The sequence below is a fragment of the Streptomyces sp. NPDC088197 genome (assembly GCF_044741185.1).
In the GTDB taxonomy this organism is placed as follows: domain Bacteria; phylum Actinomycetota; class Actinomycetes; order Streptomycetales; family Streptomycetaceae; genus Actinacidiphila.
The window spans coordinates 283133-299719 of record NZ_JBIUSD010000009.1 but is presented as its reverse complement, the minus strand read 5'-3'; the positions used below and the strand labels follow the sequence as shown (position 1 = coordinate 299719).

15 protein-coding genes are annotated in these 16587 nt (G+C 71.9%); 5 read left to right on the top strand and 10 right to left on the bottom strand.

All coding sequences use genetic code 11. From position 1 onward, the window contains the following. The first annotated feature begins 93 nt into the window (after positions 1-93). Positions 94-954, top strand: coding sequence for an enoyl-CoA hydratase-related protein (locus ACIOC1_RS23155; protein ID WP_355337597.1), 861 nt, complete (start codon positions 94-96; stop codon positions 952-954). Positions 955-1125: 171 nt separating this feature from the next. Then, entirely contained in the window at positions 1126-1836 is a 711-nt protein-coding gene (locus ACIOC1_RS23150) for a flavin reductase family protein (RefSeq protein WP_401856217.1), read from the top strand. Here the strand turns inward: ACIOC1_RS23150 and ACIOC1_RS23145 are convergent. Next, complete coding sequence (locus ACIOC1_RS23145) at positions 1826-3322, bottom strand: MFS transporter (RefSeq protein WP_401856216.1); 1497 nt, start codon at positions 3320-3322, stop codon at positions 1826-1828. The two genes, ACIOC1_RS23150 and ACIOC1_RS23145, sit on opposite strands and share 11 nt — an antisense overlap. 19 nt (positions 3323-3341) lie before the next feature. Between ACIOC1_RS23145 and ACIOC1_RS23140 the strand changes: the two genes are divergently transcribed. Continuing rightward, a complete protein-coding gene (locus ACIOC1_RS23140) occupies positions 3342-4337 on the top strand; it encodes a GlxA family transcriptional regulator (protein ID WP_401856215.1) in 996 nt (331 codons plus the stop codon). 60 nt (positions 4338-4397) lie between these two features. On the opposite strand, the gene ACIOC1_RS23135 is transcribed toward ACIOC1_RS23140, so the two are convergent. From ACIOC1_RS23135 to ACIOC1_RS23120, 4 genes are all read right to left on the bottom strand, one after another. Next, positions 4398-5447: a Zn-dependent alcohol dehydrogenase gene (locus ACIOC1_RS23135; RefSeq protein ID WP_401856244.1), complete on the bottom strand. Its 1050-nt coding sequence runs from the start codon at positions 5445-5447 to the stop codon at positions 4398-4400. Positions 5448-5574: 127 nt separating this feature from the next. Then, on the bottom strand, positions 5575-6456 hold the full coding sequence (locus tag ACIOC1_RS23130) for an SDR family oxidoreductase (RefSeq protein WP_401856214.1): 882 nt from the start codon (positions 6454-6456) through the stop codon (positions 5575-5577). After that, positions 6453-7619 (bottom strand): acyl-CoA dehydrogenase family protein, encoded by a 1167-nt coding sequence (locus tag ACIOC1_RS23125; RefSeq protein ID WP_401716461.1) that lies wholly within the window; start codon positions 7617-7619, stop codon positions 6453-6455. The genes ACIOC1_RS23130 and ACIOC1_RS23125 overlap by 4 nt, the downstream gene beginning before the upstream one ends. Positions 7620-7627: 8 nt before the next feature. Then, positions 7628-8539 (bottom strand): SDR family oxidoreductase, encoded by a 912-nt coding sequence (locus ACIOC1_RS23120; protein ID WP_401856213.1) that lies wholly within the window; start codon positions 8537-8539, stop codon positions 7628-7630. A gap of 135 nt (positions 8540-8674) precedes the next feature. On the opposite strand from ACIOC1_RS23120, the gene ACIOC1_RS23115 reads away from it, so the two are divergent. After that, complete coding sequence (locus ACIOC1_RS23115; RefSeq protein ID WP_401856212.1) at positions 8675-9601, top strand: cyclase family protein; 927 nt, start codon at positions 8675-8677, stop codon at positions 9599-9601. A 143-nt stretch (positions 9602-9744) separates the two neighbouring features. Here the strand turns inward: ACIOC1_RS23115 and ACIOC1_RS23110 are convergent, their stop codons facing one another. The 5 genes from ACIOC1_RS23110 to ACIOC1_RS23090 form a co-directional block, all read right to left on the bottom strand. Continuing rightward, positions 9745-10158, bottom strand: a complete 414-nt coding sequence (locus ACIOC1_RS23110; RefSeq protein ID WP_355337579.1) for an ATP-binding protein — start codon at positions 10156-10158, stop codon at positions 9745-9747. Between the two features lie 375 nt (positions 10159-10533). Next, positions 10534-11559, bottom strand: a complete 1026-nt coding sequence (locus tag ACIOC1_RS23105; RefSeq protein ID WP_401856211.1) for an acyl-CoA dehydrogenase family protein — start codon at positions 11557-11559, stop codon at positions 10534-10536. Continuing rightward, positions 11544-12764 carry an acyl-CoA dehydrogenase family protein gene (locus ACIOC1_RS23100; protein WP_401856210.1) on the bottom strand — a complete coding sequence of 407 codons (1221 nt, stop codon included), beginning with the start codon at positions 12762-12764 and terminating at the stop codon, positions 11544-11546. Before ACIOC1_RS23100 ends, ACIOC1_RS23105 begins: the two co-directional genes overlap by 16 nt. A gap of 7 nt (positions 12765-12771) precedes the next feature. Continuing rightward, entirely contained in the window at positions 12772-13680 is a 909-nt protein-coding gene (locus ACIOC1_RS23095) for an SDR family oxidoreductase (protein ID WP_401856209.1), read from the bottom strand. Beyond that, the gene (locus ACIOC1_RS23090) at positions 13670-14860 is read right to left on the bottom strand and encodes an amidohydrolase family protein (RefSeq protein WP_391162446.1); all 1191 of its coding nucleotides are present in this window, start codon (positions 14858-14860) and stop codon (positions 13670-13672) included. Before ACIOC1_RS23090 ends, ACIOC1_RS23095 begins: the two co-directional genes overlap by 11 nt. A gap of 177 nt (positions 14861-15037) precedes the next feature. Between ACIOC1_RS23090 and ACIOC1_RS23085 the strand changes: the two genes are divergently transcribed. Continuing rightward, positions 15038-16570, top strand: a complete 1533-nt coding sequence (locus ACIOC1_RS23085) for a class I adenylate-forming enzyme family protein (RefSeq protein ID WP_401856208.1) — start codon at positions 15038-15040, stop codon at positions 16568-16570. The last annotated feature ends 17 nt before the right edge of the window (positions 16571-16587 follow it).

Below are 16587 nucleotides of genomic sequence, written 5' to 3'. Positions count from 1 at the left end.
CACCCCCATGCCCAGCCCTCGAACACCCCGTGCCCGCGTGCCCCGTGCCCGCATACCCCGTGCCCGCTCTTCCCGCTCCGACCGAGGATTCCCATGGCCGACTCCCCCTCCACCGACTCCGACAACACCGCCGCCGACTCCGCTGAGTCACCAGACGATTCCGCTGAGTCAGTTGTACGTCACGCCACTGACAACGGGGTCTCGTGGATCACGCTCGACCGCCCGCACGCCATGAACGCCCTGACCTGGGACCAGCGCGAACGCCTGATCGGCCTGCTCGAAGCGGCCTCGGCGGAACCGGACGTGCGGGCCGTCGTACTGACCGCGACCGGCCGGGCGTTCTGCGCGGGCGCGGATCTGAGCGGAGGCGCGAGCGCACCGGCCGAGCGGGTGCCGGGCGATGTGGCGCGGACGATCAGGCGCGGCGCGCAGCGGCTGATCGCGGCCGTGCTCGACTGCGAGAAGCCGGTCGTCGCGGCGGTCAACGGCACCGCCGCCGGGATCGGCGCCCACCTCGCCCTCGCCTGCGACCTCGTCCTCGCCTCGGAACGGGCCACGTTCATCGAGGTGTTCGTCCGGCGCGGCCTGGCCCCCGACGGCGGGGGCGCGTATCTGCTGCCGCGGCTGATCGGCCCGCAGCGCGCGAAGGAACTGCTCTTCTTCGGCGACGCGCTGCCCGCCGCCGAGGCGGAACGCCTCGGACTGGTCAACCGCGTCGTACCGGCCGCCGAGTTGGACAAGACCGCGCGCGCCTGGGCGGACCGCCTGGCCGCCGGGCCCACGCGGGCGACGGCGCTGGCCAAACAGCTCGTCAACGCCTCCCTCGACACCGACCGCGCCACCGCGTTCGCCGCCGAGGCGGCGGCGCAGGAGATCGTCATGACCACCGCCGACGCGCTGGAGGGCGTCCGCAGCTTCACCGAGCGGCGGCAGCCGCACTTCCGGGGCCGGTGACCCGATTCCCGACGTCCGGCGCTCGCCACCCGCCACCCGCCACCGGCCACCGGCCGACAAGCACGCCCCCGCCGAGAAACCCGGTTCCCGCCGATCGACAGCGCCCCGACCTCACCTCGGCCTCACCTCACCCTTCCTATCTGACGGTCCGTCAGATTCAATGGAGGGGTGATGGGACACGCGGGAATGGCGGAGACCGCCGTGCGGTACCTGAGGTCGGTCGGGGCGGCGACGGCCGCGGCGCCGGGCGCCGGAGGTCCGGCGGCGGCGCCCACGGCGCTGCCGGGCGCCGCACCACTGGCCGGGGCGCGCGCCGCGCTGCGGGCGGTGGGCCCGGACGAGCGGGCACCGGTGGACCAGGGTGAATTCCGCGGGGTGCTCGGCCGTTTCGCGACCGGCGTGACACTGGTGACGGCGGCCTGCCCCGACGGGCCGGCCGGCTTCGCCTGCCAGTCGTTCGTGTCGCTGTCGCTGGATCCGCCGCTGGTGGCGTTCATGGTCGGGCGTACGTCAACGACCTGGCCGCGCATCGCCCGTGCGGGCGTTTTCTGCGCCAACGTACTGACGGCGGGGCAGGCCCCGCTGTGCAGGCAGTTCGCGGTGAGTGGCTCGGACAAGTTCGCGGACGTGGACTGGACGCCCGCGCCCGTTTCGGGGTCGCCCCGGATCGGCGGCGCGTCCGCGTGGATCGACTGCGCGATCCACGCGGTGCACACCGGGGGCGACCACCTCGTGGTGGTGGGCCGGGTGGTCGCGCTGGGCGCGACGGGCGGCGACGACAACCCGAACGCCCCGGCCGGCCCCGAGAACCCTTCCGGACCTTTGCTGTTCTACCGGGGCGGATTCGGAACTTTCGCTCCTTTCGGCCCGTTCACCCCGTAACCGCCAACGCCGGTACCGCGGCGACCGGTCGGCGGCGGATGACGAGGGACATCAGCGCGGCCACCGCGCACAGGGCACCGGAGGAGTACCAGACGACGTCGTACGAGCCGAACGCGTCACGCGCGACACCTCCCAGATAGGCGACGAGGGCGGCGCCGATCTGGTGGGAGGCGAGGACCCAGCCAAAGACGATCGCGCTGTTCTCGCCGTAGTGCTCGCGGCACAGGGCGATGGTCGGCGGGACCGTGGCGACCCAGTCGAGGCCGTAGAAGACGATGAACAGCACCATCGGCGGATGGACGCTGTCCGCGAGCAGGATGGGGAGGAACATCAGGGAGAGTCCGCGCAGGCCGTAGTAGATCGCGAGCAGGCGGCGCGGTGATACGCGGTCGGTGAACCAGCCGGAGGCCACCGTGCCCGCGATGTCGAAGACGCCGATCACGGCCAGCAGGGAGGCGGCGGCGGTGACGGGCATGCCGTGGTCGTGGGCGGCGGGCACGAAGTGGGTCTTGACCAGGCCGTTGGTGGACGCGCCGCAGATCGCGAAGGTGCCCGCGAGCAGCCAGAACGGTCCGGTACGCGCCGCCTCGCGCAGGGCCCGCAGCGCCCGGCCCGCGGCGCCCGCGACCGGTGCGGGCTTGGGGGTAAACTCGGCGGCGCCGTAGGCCGCGAGGCCCACGTCGGCGGGATGGTCGCGCAGCAGGAACCAGACGAAGGGGACGACGGCGAGCGCGGCGCAGGCCACCACCGCGGCGGCCGGGCGCCAGCCGTGGTGTTCGGTGATCCAGGACAGCACGGGCAGGAAGACCAGTTGTCCGGCCGCGCCGCCCGCGGTGAGGATGCCGGTGACCAGGCCGCGGCGGGCGACGAACCACCGGTTGGTGACGGTGGCGGCGAAGGCCAGCGCCATCGAGCCGCTGCCGAGGCCGACGAGCACGCCCCAGCACAGCACGAGTTGCCACACCTGCGTCATGTAGACGGTCAGTCCCGCGCCGAGCGCGATGGTGACCAGCGCGCACGCCACCACGCGCCGGATGCCGAAGCGGTCCATCAGCGCGGCGGCGAAGGGCGCGGTGAGCCCGTACAGCGCGAGGTTCACCGAGACCGCGAAGCCGATCATGCCGCGCGACCAGCCGAATTCGGTGTGCAGCGGGTCGATCAGCAGTCCGGGGAGCGAGGCGAAGGCGGCGGCGCCGACGAGGGTCACGAAGGTGACGACGGCGACGGCCCAGGCGCGGTGCGGTCGTACACGGGCACCGGGGCGGGGACCGAGGTCAGGAACAACGCCGGATACGGCACCAGGCGCGACACCGACACCGGGTACGGCACCCGGCACGACACCCGGCGCGGCGGCCTCGCCAGGCGTGGCGGCCGGCCCTGGTGCGGCGGTCACAGTGTCAGGGACCTGACCGGCGGAGTGCGATGTCTGCGTCACTCGAACAGTCTCCGGAGATCGGTACCACCGGACGAGTGGCCCGATGGCCATGATGTGAAAGGATCGGGCCATGGCCGTTTTCCAGCACCCCGACCGGCACAAGGTCGCCGTCTTCGCGCTCGACGGCGTGATCCCGTTCGAACTGGGCATCCCGCTGCGGATCTTCGGCGCCGCACAGGGCGTCGAGGACGGCAGGAAGCTGTACGAGGTCGTGACGTGCAGCGTCGCCCCCGGCAGCGTCCGTACCGACGCCGATTTCAGCGTCGTCGTCGGGCACGGGCTCGAAGCACTGGCCGAGGCGGACACGGTGGTCGTGCCCGCCTCGCACGAGTTGGGGACCGTCTACACCGAGGGGGTGCTGACGCCCGCGCTGGCCGCCGCCTTCCGCCGGATGCGGACCGGCACGCGTACGGTCTCGATCTGCACCGGCTCCTTCCTGCTCGCCGCCGCGGGCCTGCTCGACGGCCGCCCCGCGACCACCCACTGGAGCAGCGCGGACCACTTCCAGCGGCTCTTCCCGCAGGTCAAGGTGGACCCCGATGTCCTCTACGTGGACGACGGCGACGTCCTGACCTCGGCCGGGGTCGCCGCGGGCATCGACTTGTGCCTGCACATCGTGCGCCGCGACTTCGGTACGGCGGTGGCGAACGGGGTCGCGCGCCGCACCGTCGTCCCGCCGCACCGGGAGGGCGGCCAGGCGCAGTACATCCGCAGGCCGCTGCCGGAGCCGCAGTTGGCCAGTACGGAGCGGGCGCGCTCCTGGGCGCTGGACCGGCTGCACGCGCCGCTCACACTGCGGCAGCTCGCCGAGCGCGAGTCGATGAGCGTACGCACCTTCACCCGGCGGTTCCGCGAGGAGGTGGGGATGAGCCCGGGACAGTGGCTGACGCAGCAGCGCGTCGAACACGCCCGCCACCTGCTGGAGTCCACCGATCTCGGGGTCGACCAGATCGCCGGGCAAGCGGGTTTCGGCACGTCGGCGTCGATGCGTCAGCACCTCCAGGCCGCGCTCGGGGTGTCACCGACGGCGTACCGCCGCACGTTCCACAGCGCGGCCGGACGGTAGGCCCCGAGGGTCAGGAAGGTGCGGAGGGCCCGTAGGACTCGGACGGCCGGGAGAGAGGGCTCAGAAGGTGAGCACGCCGCGCGCCACCCGCCCGTGCGCGGCGTCGTCCACCGCCTTGGCGAAGTCCTCCACCGGGTAGGTCTCGGTGACGAGTTCGTCCAGCAGCAGCCGCCCCTGCCGGTAGAGGTCGGTGTAGAGGGCGATGTCGCGCTGCGGGCGCGAGGAACCGTATCGGCAGCCGAGGATCGCCTTGTCCAGGAACATCGAGGAGACGCGGAACGACGCCTCGGCGTCGGCCGGCGGCACTCCGAGCAGCAGCGCCTGGCCGTGCCGGTCGAGCAGGTCGATCGCCTGCCGGATCAGGGCGGTGCGGCCCACGCACTCGAAGACGTGGTCGGCGCCGTCCGGCAGCAGGTCGCGTACGGAAGCGGCGTCGGCGACGAAGTCCGTGGCGCCGAACCGCCGGGCCAGCGCTTCCTTGCCCGGGTTGTTGTCGACGGCGACGATGCGGGAGGCTCCCGCGATCCGCGCGCCCTGGAGGACGTTGAGGCCGATGCCGCCGGTGCCGATGACGACGACGCTCTCACCGAGGCCGACGCGCGCCCGGTTCAGGACGGCGCCGACGCCGGTCAGCACACCGCAGCCGATCAGGGCGGCCGACGTGAGCGGGATCTCCGGTGCGATTTTCACCGCCTGGACGGCCTTGACCACGGTCAGCTCCGCGAAGGCGGAATTCGAGGCGAAGTTGAAGAGCGGCTTCCCCTGCCGGGTGAAGGGCTTTCCCGGGCGGCCGATGGCCTGACGGCACATCGTGGGGCGGCCACGGTCGCACTCGGGGCACGTCCCGCAGTTGGCGAGCGTCGAGAGCGACACATGGTCGCCGACCACCACGTGGGTCACCCCCGCGCCGACCGCCTCGACCGCTCCCGCGCCCTCGTGGCCGAGCACGACCGGCACCGGGAACGGGATCGTCCCGTCGATCACCGACAGGTCGCTGTGGCACAGCCCGGCCGCCGCGATCCGTACCCGCACCTCACCGGGCCCCGGCGCGCGGACCTCCAGGTCGTCCACGACCTGCGCCTGCTTGCCGTCGAAGACGACGCCCCGCACACGTCCCCGGACGTCACCATAAGTGCCGTCCAGCGCGGCGCCCCCCTTGGTGCCGTCCGCGTGCGCGTCACCATTAGTGCTGCCTACCGTGCCGCCGTGCCCGCTCATGTGCGCCCCCTCAAGGGTGTCAAGGGTGTTGGGACGAGACGGAGACCACCTCGCCCGTCAGATAGGAGCTGTAGCCGCTGGCCAGGAAGACGATCGCGTTGGCGACCTCCCAGGGCCGCGCGGCCCGCCCGAACGTCTCGCGCGCGGTCAGCTCCGCCAGCAATTCGTCACTGGTGACCTTCGCGAGGTTGGCGTGCATCGCCAGCGACGGCGCGACCGCGTTGACCCGTACGCCGAACTCGGCCGCCTCCACGGCCGCGCACCTGGTCAGCGCCATCACGCCCGCCTTGGCCGCCGCGTAGTGCGCCTGTCCGGCCTGGGCGCGCCAGCCCAGCACGGACGCGTTGTTGACGATCACCCCTGTGCCGCGTTCCCGCATGTGGCGCAGGGCGGCGCGGGTGCAGCGGAAGGTGCCGTTCAAGGTGACGTCGAGGACGGTCGACCACTGCGCGTCCGTCATGTCGACGAGCGCGGCGGTGCCGCCGAGGCCCGCGTTGTTGACCAGGACGTCCAGGCCGCCGAACCGCTCGGTGACGGCCGCGAAGAGCCGCCGCACATCGTCCTCGACAGTCACGTCGCACGGCACGGCCAGCGGCGCCTGGCCGGTCAGCTTGTCCAACTCCGCGGCCGCCTCGGCCAGCCGCCGCTCGTGCCGGTCGCTGATCGCCACGACCGCGCCCTCCTCGGCGCAGCGCCGCGCGGTCGCGAAGCCGATGCCGCTGCCCGCGGCGGCCGTGACCAGGACCGTACGGCCGCGCAGGAGGCCGTGCGCGGGCTCGTAGGGCGGCTCGCGCCCAGGGCCGTGCGGGGGATGCGGGGTGTGCTGGGGGTGCGGGGGGTGCGGGGCGTGCGGGGGAGACGCGCTCACCCTGATGGCCTCTTCCTCCTCGGACGCGCTCACCCTTTCGGCTCCCTCGGCAGCCCCAGCGCCCGCTCCGCGATGATCGTGCGCTGCACCTCGTCCGAGCCGCCGTAGATGGTGTCGGCGCGGGAGAAGAGGAACAGGTGCTGGGCGGCGTCGAGTTCGTACGGCGCGGCCGGTGTCCAGTCGCGCGGACCGGTGGCGGCGGACGGCCCGCGTACGGTCATCGCCAGCTCGCCGAGCCGCTGGTGCCAGGCCGACCAGAGGAGTTTGGCCGCGCTGGGCGCGGCGAGGTCGGCGGTACCGAGGGTGCGCAGCGCGTTCCAGCGCATCGTCCGCAACTCCGCCCACAGCCGTATCAGCCGCTGCCTGATCATCGGATCGGTGTCGGCCCCTGTGCGCCGCGCCGCCTCCGTGACCTCCGCCAACTCCCGCCCGAAGCCGATCTGCTGGACCAGTGTGGACACGCCGCGCTCGTGGCCGAGGAGCGCCATGGCGACCTGCCAGCCGCCGCCTTCCGCGCCGACGACCCCGACGGCGCGGGCACCGTCGAAGAACACCTCGTTGAAGTCGGCCGCGCCGGACATCTGCCGGATCGGGCGCACGTCGATCCCCGGCTGGTCCATCGGCAGCAGCAGGAAGCTCAGGCCGTGATGGCGGCGCGAGCCGGGCTCGGTGCGCGCGAGCAGAAAGCACCAGTCGGCGTCACGCGCCAGTGACGTCCAGATCTTCTGCCCCGACACCCGGTACGAGCCGTCCGCCGGATCGCGTACGGCCGCCGTCCGCACGCCCGCCAGGTCGGAGCCCGCGCCCGGCTCGCTGTACCCCTGGCACCACAGCTCCTCGCCGCGCGCGATCGGCGGCAGGAAGCGCTCGCACTGCTCGGGTGTGCCGTGCGCCTCCAGGGTGGGCGCGAGCAGCTTCTCGCCGATGTGTCCTGTTCGTACGGGGGCGCCCGCGCGGGCGTACTCCTCGCCCCACGCGACCTGTTGCGCGAGTGTCGCGCGCCGGTTGCCGCCGTATGTTCCGGACCAGCCGAGGCCGATCCAGCCCGCCGCGCCGAGGGTACGTTCCCAGGCCCGGCGGTCGGGCGCGGCGCGCATGTCGGTGGCGGCCGGGGTGTCGGCGGGGGCGTTGGCGGCGAGCCACTGGCGGGCCTCCGCGCGGAAGGCGTCGACCTCGGGTCCGAAGGTGAAGTCCATGGCGCTCCCTAGGCGTTGGGGCGGTCCTTGGCCGCGGCGGCCCTGCGCATGGCGTCGAGCTGTTCCAGCATGGGCATGGGGTCGGTGCCGATGGTGGCCGGGATGACGTCGGCCAGCCGTTCCGGCGTCCAGGGCCCGTCCTGCGACCAGGCGGAACGTATCTCCCTGGGCTGCGCCCACAGCGCGATCTTGGGGCCCGCGACCGTGTAGACCTGCCCGGTGGTGTCGGCGGCGCGGTCGGAGAGCAGGTAGACGACGAGCGCGGCGACGTCCTCCGGCTCACCGATCTCCTTCAGCTCCATGGGCACGCCCGCGGACATCCGGGTACGGGCCACGGGGGCCACGCAGTTGGCGGTGACGCCGTATTTGTTCAGGCCGAGGGCGGCGCTGCGGACGAGCGAGATGATGCCGCCCTTGGCGGCGGAGTAGTTGGCCTGCGAGACGCTGCCCTGGTGGTTGCCGCTGGTGAAGCCGATCAGCGTGCCGTGGCCCTGGCGGCGCATGACCGCGCTGGCGGCCCTGAAGAGGGTGAAGGTGCCCTTGAGGTGGGTGGCGATGACGGGGTCCCACTCGTCCTCCGCCATGTTGAAGAGCATGCGTTCGCGCAGGATGCCGGCGACGCAGACGACGCCGTCGAGCCGTCCCCAGCGGTCCGTCGCGGCCGACACGATCCTTTCGCCCGCCGCCATCGTGGACACGTCGTCGGCCACGGCGACCGCCTCGCCGCCCGCCGCCTCGATCTCCTTCACCACCGACTCGGCCACCTCGCCTGCCGGTTGGCCCGCGCCGTCCATGGCGACGCCGTAGTCATTGACGACGACTTTCGATCCCTGCGCGGCGCAGGCGATGGCGACCGCGCGTCCGATGCCGCGCCCGGCGCCGGTGACGGCCACGACTTTTCCGGCCAGGAAGTTGCCCACGTCCCGCCCCTTCTCATCGTTTCTGACGGACCGTTAGATTTGACGGGTCGTTAGATATTACGAGTGCGGACCCCGTCCAGCACAAGACCCGTACACGACCGCGTACGCGACCCCTCACACGATCTGGAGATTCCGGTGGCCCTCCCCGACGCGTTCCTCGACATCGCCCGCCGGGTCAACAACTGGGGCCGCTGGGGCGCCGACGACGAGATCGGCACCCTCAACCTGATCACGGACGAGGTGGTGCGCGCCGCCGCCGCGACCGTACGCGGTGGCCGCCGCGTGCCGCTCGCGCTGCCGCTGCGGCAGGACGGCGTACAGACCGGGCTGATCCCCGGCCGGGTCAATCCGCTGCGCACGATGGTCGCGCTCAACCAGGAGATCTTCGGGCCCGGCACCATCGCGACCAGCGACGACGTGGTGACCCTCGGCCTTCAGGCCGGGACGCACTGGGACGGCCTCCCCCACGTCTCGCACTCGGGCCTGATCTACAACGGGCGCCCGGCCGACTCGGTGACCGCGCACGCGGGCGCCGCCTTCAGCGGCATCGAGAAGGTGACCTCCGTGGTGTCGCGCGGCGTGCTGCTGGACGTGGCCCGCGCGCTCGGCGTCGACCGGCTGCCCGGAGACCACGCCGTGACCCCGGAAGACCTCTGCGCGGCGGAGGAGTTGGCGGGCACGGCGGTACGGGCCGGGGATGTGGTGCTGGTGCGGACCGGCCAGATGCGGGCGTATCTCGGCGGCGACAAGGAGGCGTACGCGTATCCGTCGCCCGGCCTGTCGATCCGCACGCCGGAGTGGTTCCACGCGCGGGATGTGGCGGCGGTCGCCAACGACACGCTGACCTTCGAGATCTTCCCGCCGGAGGTCGAGAATCTGTGGCTGGCGGTGCACGGGCTCGACCTGGTCGAGATGGGCATGCTCCAGGGCCAGAACTGGAATCTGGAGGGCCTGTCGGCGGCCTGCGCCGAGGAGGGGCGTTACGCGTTCTGGCTCGATGCCACGCCGGAGCCCTTCGTGGGCGGGACGGGCGCGCCGGTGGCTCCGGTGGCGGTGTTGTGAGCGGTGCGGCGGCCCTGACCCTGACCGTGGCTCCTGGGATGGCACGGGGCAGGCGGGGGTGCTGACGCTGGCGCTGGTTCTACGAATCGGCCGCGCGGCGCGGCATCTGTACGGCGGGGCGTGCGGTCCGACGCCCCCGCGTCCTAGGTGAGGACCGTGGCCTGACGCCGGTCGACCTCGCACCAGATCTGCTTGCCCGCGCCTTCCGGCTGCCAGCCCCAGCGGTCGGCGAGGCCGTCGACCAGCTCCAGGCCGCGACCGCCGGTCTCGTCGCGGTGCGCGTGCCGGGGGGCGGGCGGGGCCTCGCTGCTGTCGGACACCTCGACCCGTACCGGAGAGGCGGGCGCCGAGGGGAACAGCATCCGCAGGACGGCGGGGCAGCCGGTGTGCACCACCGCGTTCGTCACCAGCTCGGAGATGAGCAGGATCAGCGTCTCCGCGACCGGCTCGTCGGCTCCTATACCCGAACCCACGAGCCGGGACCGCGCCCAGCGACGCGCCCGTCCCACCTCCGCGGGGTCCACACCGACCTCAAGCTGCACCTGAAGCACCTGCACCGCTCACACCATCCGAACCGGCGGACACAACGCCTCGCTTCTGCCCGAGATCACCGTGCGTGACCCCGGCACAACACAGCATGATTGACCTACAGTCACGCCAACAAGCGCTTCGGGCATATTCCAGCGCAACGGAGTACGCGTGCTGCATACTGTGCGGCACTTCCGACGGGGATTCGAACACCCAGCCGTGACGCCCGTCCGACTCAGCCGGACGGCGCCTCTGGGCAGCCTGGAACCAACACGCACCCGATGGAGCGTACCCGAGGTGTTCGCCGACTCCACTGCGTGGCAAGTCACGCATCGGACACAACACCGTGCGGACACTCCGTAATCGGAGGGTCAGCGAACGGCCACGGTGTGTGCGCAGCGTTATCACAGCAGCCATTCGGCGAGCATGTCCTCGTCAGCCGCTGACTCCTGGCCGCACACGGAGGGTATCCAGGAGCGCTTGATGTGCAGCTGTACATCCGCCTCCCAGGTGAAGCCCATGCCGCCGAAGACCTGCAGGCAGTCGCGTGCGTTACGGGTCGCCGCCTCGTCGGCGAGCAGGCGCGCGGCGGCGGTCTCGTACGGGTCAGCGGTGACGGCCGCCGCGTAGAGCGCGGTACGGGCCAGTTCGGCGCGGACCAGCATCTCGGCGCAGAGGTGCTTGACCGCCTGGAAGGAGCCGATCGGTCGTCCGAACTGCTCGCGCTCCCGGGCGTGTTGCACTGCCATACGCACCATCCGCCCCGCATTCCCCACCCGTTGCGCGGCCTCCAGCACGGCCGCCTCACGCCGTAACGCGACGGCCCGCACGGGCACGGTCCCGCTCACCGCTATTTCCGATATGTCCGCCATGGCGAGCAGATGCAGCGGGGTCAGCGGGTCCACCGACCGCAGCGGCTCGGCGTGCCGCCGTACGGCGGACGCCTCGGCGACCATGACCGTGACCTCGGCCTCGGCCGCGGCTTGGGCTGTAGCGCTGCCGGTGCCGGTGCCGGTGAGGACGAGGACGGCGTCTGCCGCGTCGAGGTGGGCGACGGAGTGCGGGCCCGCTCCCCTCGCGTCGAGCAGGGTGACCACGGCCTCGCCGGTCGCGGCCCCCGGTACCACTCCCGCCGCGAGGTGGGTGGCGGTCAGCGGGCCGGGCACCAGCGCGCCGCCCGCCTCCTCGAAGAGCAGCGCGGCCTCCGGCAGCCCGAGCCCGACGCCGCCGTCCGCCTCGGGCAGGCGCAGCCCGAAGAAGCCGGTCTCGGCGAGGGCTCGCCAGATGTCCCGTGGCGGGATGGCGGTACCGCCTTCCGCCTCGGCCGCGTCCACGGCGGCGCGCAGGGCGGTCCGGTCGAAGCGGGCGGCCAGCAGGTCCCGCAACGCGCCGACCAGGGCGCGCTGGTCGTCGGTCAGCCGGAAGTCCATGGCGGTGCGCTCCTCTCCGGTAACCCTCTCGGCTCCTTGGGCAGGCCGAGGAGGCGTTCCGCGACGATGTTGCGCTGGATCTGCGAGGTGCCCGCGGCGATCGTGTAGGACAGCGAGCTGAGGCGTTCGGCCGTCCACGGGTGGTCGGCGTCGGGGGCGAGGGGGCCGAGGACGGTGGCGGCGGTGTCGTAGAGGAGTTGCCTCGCCTGCGAGTAGCGGAGCTTGAAGACGGAGGCGCCGGTGCCGGGGACGGCGCTTCCGCCGGTGCGCAGGGCGTGCTGGGAGACGCTGACGTTCCACTGGGTGAGGCGCCACAAGACGGAGAATTCGGCGGCGAGCCGGCCGAGCGCGCGGCGGACGGCGGGGTCGTCCCATGTGCCGTTGGCGCGGGCCGCGCGGGCGACCTCGCCGAGGGTGCGGCGACAGGCGACGACTTCGCCGACGAACGCGGTGCCACGCTCGAAGGACAGCGTCACCATGGTGACCCGCCAGCCGTCGTCCTGCGCCCCCAATCGGTTGCCGACCGGCACCCGTACCTCGTCCAGGAACATCTCCGCGAATTCCGTCGATCCGGCGAGTGTCCGCAGCGGCCGTACCCGTACTCCCGGCGCGTCCATCGGCATCGCCAGCCAGCTGATGCCGTGGTGCTTGGGCGTGCCGTCGGCGCGCGGGGTGGTGCGCACCAACAGCTCGCACCAGTCGGCGACTTCGGCGTGCGAGGTCCAGATCTTGGAGCCGGTGACGACGTACGCGTCGCCGTCGCGGACCGCGCGGGTGCGCAGGGACGCGAGGTCGGAACCGGCGTCCGGCTCGCTGAACCCCTGGCACCACACCTCCTCGCCCCGCAGGATCGGCGGCAGCCAGCGGCGGCGCTGCCGCTCGGTGCCCTCTGCCGCGATGGTGGGCCCGGCGTGCAGCAGCCCGACGAAATTCGCGCCCACGTACGGCGCTCCGGCCCGCTCGGTCTCCTCCAGGTAGATCAGGTGCTGGGTGGGGGTGGCGCCGCGGCCCCCGGCGTCCTTGGGCCAGTGCAGTCCCGCGTATCCGGCGTCGTACAGCAGCCGCTGCCAGCCCGTGTCGTACGCGCGCCGTCCCGGCCAGTCGCGGGGGTCGGGCGGTGGAGGCAGGGTGGGCAGCACTTTGCCGAGCCAGGCGCGCAGTCGGGCGCGGAACTCCTCTTCCTCGTCGGTGTATGCGAGGTCCACGGTCCGCTCACCCCGTTCCGTAGACGGGTTCCGGCGGGGTCGCCTCGGCGAGCAACGCGCGGACCACGGGACCGAGTTCGACCGGCCGCCAACGGCGTCCCACGTCGGTCCGCGGGCCGTGCCGCCAGCCGTCGGCGACCGATACGGCGCCGCCCTCGACCTCGAAGACCCGCCCGGTGACCTCGCGTGCCTCGGGTCCCGCGAGCCAGACGACCAGCGGGGAGACGTTGGCCGGGTGGTAGACGTCGAAGCCGGTGGCGGGCCGGGTGACCAGGTCCGGCATCGCCTGCTCGGTCATCCGCGTCCTGGCGGCGGGCGCGATGGCGTTGACGGTGACGCCGTAGCGCGCCAGCTCCACCGCCGCGACCTGGGTGAGCGCGGTGATCGCGGCTTTGGCGGCGGCGTAGTTGGCCTGGCCGACGCTGCCGAGCAGCCCCGCGCCCGAGGTCGTGTTGATCACGCTCGCGTTCACTTTCTCACCCGCCTTGCTCCGCTCCCGCCAGTGCGCCGCCGCGTGCCGCAGCGTCGCGAAGTGCCCCTTGAGATGGACCTGTACGACCGTGTCCCACTCCTCCTCCGTCATCGAGACCAGCATTCGGTCCCGCAGCACCCCCGCGTTGTTGACCAGCACGTCCAGCCGGCCCCAGTGCTCCACCGCCGCGTCCACCAGCGACCGCGCGCCCGCCCACTCCCCGACCGACCGCTCGTGCGCGACCGCCTCACCGCCCGCCGCCCGGATCTCGGCCACCACCTCGGCCGCCGACTCCACGTCGTTGACGACGACCCGGGCGCCCTCGGCGGCGAAGGCCAGTGCGTGCTCCCTGCCGATCCCGCGCGCGGCCCCGGTGACGGCGACCACCAGGCCGTGGGCGATCCCGGCACCGCCGGCGGCTTCGCCAACTGCCTCACCGGTCAAGGTCGAGGCCCAGCATCCGGATGGCGTTGCCGCGCAGCAGCTTGTACGTGACCTCGTCGGACAGCCCCGCCATGTGGTCGGCGGCTACCTGCTTGGTATGGGGCCAGGTCGAGTCGACGTGCGGGTAGTCGGTCTCGAACATCGCGTTGTCCTCGCCGATGGTGTCCAGCGAGGCGACACCGTGCATGTCGCGGAAGAAGCAGCAGTAGATCTGCCTGCGGTAGTACGTGGACGGCGGCTCCGGTATCAGGTCCTTGACCCCGCCCCAGGCCCGGTGCTCGCGCCACACGTCGTCGGCCCGCTCCAGCGCGTAGGGCACCCAGCCCATCTGGCCCTCGCTGTAGGCCAGCGTCAGGCGCGGGAACTTCACCAGCACTCCGGAGAAGAGGAAGTCCATCATCGACGCCATCGCGTTGTTGAAGCTCAGACTCGCCTGCACCGCCGGAGGCGCGTCCGGTGACGCGGCGGGCATCTGCGACGACGACCCGATGTGCATGTTCACCACCGTGCCGGTCTCCTCGCAGGCAGCGAAGAACGGGTCCCAGTAGCCCGAGTGGATCGACGGCAGCCCCAGATACGTCGGGATCTCGCTGAAGGTGACCGCCCGCACCCCCCGCGCGGCGTTCCGGCGGATCTCCGCCACCGCCAACTCCACGTCCCACAAAGGGATCAGGCACAACGGGATCAGCCGGCCCCCGCTGTCACCGCACCACTCCTCCACCATCCAGTCGTTGTAGGCCCGCACACACGCCAGAGCCACCTCCTTGTCGTGCGCCTCCGCGAACGTCTGCCCGCAAAAGCGCGGGAACGTCGGGAAGCACAACGACCCCTCCACATGATTGAGATCCATGTCCTTCAACCGCTCGACCGGGTCCCAGCACCCGCGCCGCATCTCCTCCCGCGTGATCCCGTCCAGCGTCATCTCGTCCCGCGAGAAACCCACCGCCGCGATGTTCCGCTTGTACGGGAACTTCAGGTCCTCGTAGATCCACCAGTCGGCGGGCGGTCCATCCGGATCCATCGTGATCCGGTACTTCCCACCGATGTAGGCCAGTTCACCGATCCCCGCCGTCAGCGGCTGCGGTCCCCGCTCGCGGAACTTCTCCGGCAGCCAGGTCGAGAAGAGATGCGCGGGCTCGATCACATGATCGTCCACGCTGATGATCCTGGGCAGTTCCATCGGCCACTCCCTCACTGCATCCGGATGACGCTTCCGATCGCCGATCTGACGAGGCATCTGATCTGATGGACCGTCAGATCTACCGTATCGACCCACCTCTGGACCGACAAGCGGCGGCGACTTACCCTTCTGAGAAATCTGACGCTACGTCAGCTATGGTGCCGGGAGGCGATCGGCATGGATCCGACCATCGCGACACTCAGCGACTCCCGGACCCTGTGGGAGCTACTGGACCGCCGCGCCGCCCTCAGCCCCGACGCCCCCGTGCTGTTCGACGCCGAGGACCGCCGCGTCACCTTCGGCGAACTGCGCGCACGGGCGCTGCGCGTCGCCGCCGGCCTGTACGGACTCGGGGTGCGGCCCGGCAGCCGCTTCGCCTGGCAACTGCCCACCCGCGTCGAGACCGTCGTCCTCTCCCTGGCCCTGGCCCGGCTCGGGGCGGTGCAGATCCCGGTCATCCCCATCTACCGCGACCGCGAGGTCGGTTACGCCCTCAGCCGCACACGGGCCGAGTTCTTCGCCGTACCCGGCACCTGGCGCGGCTTCGACTACACCGCCATGGCCGACCGCCTCGATCTCGCCGACCGCCCGTCCGTCCTGGTCGCCTACGACTCCCTTCCCGAAGGTGATTCCGGCACCCTGCCCCCGCCGCCGTCCGACGGAACCACCGTCCGCTGGATCTACTGGACCTCGGGCACCACATCGGACCCCAAGGGTGTGCTGCACTGCGACCGCGGTCTGATCGCGGGCGGTTCCTGTCTCGCCCACGCGCTGGAGATGCGGCCCGAGGACATCGGTTCCATCGCCTTCCCCTTCGCTCATATCGGTGGACCCGACTATCTGGTGATGCTGCTGCTGTACGGCTTTCCGGCCCTGCTCCTCGAACAGTTCACCCTCCCCGCCTCTCTGGACGCCTACCGGTCCCACGGCGTCACCATGGCCGGCGGCTCCACCGCCTTCTACTCGCTCTTCCTCACCGAGCAGCGCAAGCGGCCCGGCCGCACACTCATCCCCACCCTGCGGTTGCTCTCCGGAGGCGGCGCCCCCAAGCCGCCGGAGCTCTACCACGAGATCGTCCGGGAACTCGGCTGCGATCTCGCCCACGGTTACGGCATGACCGAGGCACCGATGATCACCATGGGCTCCCCCCGTGACACCGTCGACCAAAGGGCCACCACCGAGGGCCGCCCGCCCGCCGCGATGGAGATCCGGATCGCCGACGACGGCGAGGTGCTGCTGCGCGGTGAGGCCGTGTGCCTCGGCTACACCGATCCCGCCTTGACCGCCGAAGCCTTCGACACCCAGGGCTACTTCCACACCGGTGACCTCGGCCGCCTCACCGAGACCGGTCATCTCGTCCTGACCGGGCGCCTGAAGGACGTCATCATCCGCAAGGGCGAGAACATCTCCGCCAAGGAGATCGAGGAACTCCTCTACCAGCACCCGGCGGTGGGCGATGTCGCCGTCATCGGCCTGCCGGATCCCGACCGTGGTGAACGCGTGTGCGCCGTGGTCGAACAGCCGCCGGGCGCCGATCCCCTCACCCTGGCCACCATTACCGACCACCTGCGCCGCTCGGGGCTCGCCGTCCACAAACTCCCCGAGCAACTGGAGATCGTGGACGCCCTGCCCCGCAACGAGACCCTGCGCAAGGTCCTCAAGTTCAAGCTCCGCGAGCGCTTCGCCGACACTCACGAGCGGCCGAACTGAGCGGACCGGCCGGCCAG

What these genes read in the sequence shown, in the direction of transcription:
- ACIOC1_RS23125 (WP_401716461.1), bottom strand. Translation starts at nt 7,619, where the DNA reads ATGGACTTCACCTTCGGACCCGAGGTCGACGCCTTCCGCGCGGAGGCC.
- ACIOC1_RS23150 (WP_401856217.1), top strand. Translation starts at nt 1,126, where the DNA reads ATGGGACACGCGGGAATGGCGGAGACCGCCGTGCGGTACCTGAGGTCG.
- ACIOC1_RS23155 (WP_355337597.1), top strand. Translation starts at nt 94, where the DNA reads ATGGCCGACTCCCCCTCCACCGACTCCGACAACACCGCCGCCGACTCC.
- ACIOC1_RS23140 (WP_401856215.1), top strand. Translation starts at nt 3,342, where the DNA reads ATGGCCGTTTTCCAGCACCCCGACCGGCACAAGGTCGCCGTCTTCGCG.
- ACIOC1_RS23085 (WP_401856208.1), top strand. Translation starts at nt 15,038, where the DNA reads ATGGATCCGACCATCGCGACACTCAGCGACTCCCGGACCCTGTGGGAG.
- ACIOC1_RS23105 (WP_401856211.1), bottom strand. Translation starts at nt 11,559, where the DNA reads ATGGACTTCCGGCTGACCGACGACCAGCGCGCCCTGGTCGGCGCGTTG.
- ACIOC1_RS23090 (WP_391162446.1), bottom strand. Translation starts at nt 14,860, where the DNA reads ATGGAACTGCCCAGGATCATCAGCGTGGACGATCATGTGATCGAGCCC.
- ACIOC1_RS23145 (WP_401856216.1), bottom strand. Translation starts at nt 3,322, where the DNA reads ATGGCCATCGGGCCACTCGTCCGGTGGTACCGATCTCCGGAGACTGTT.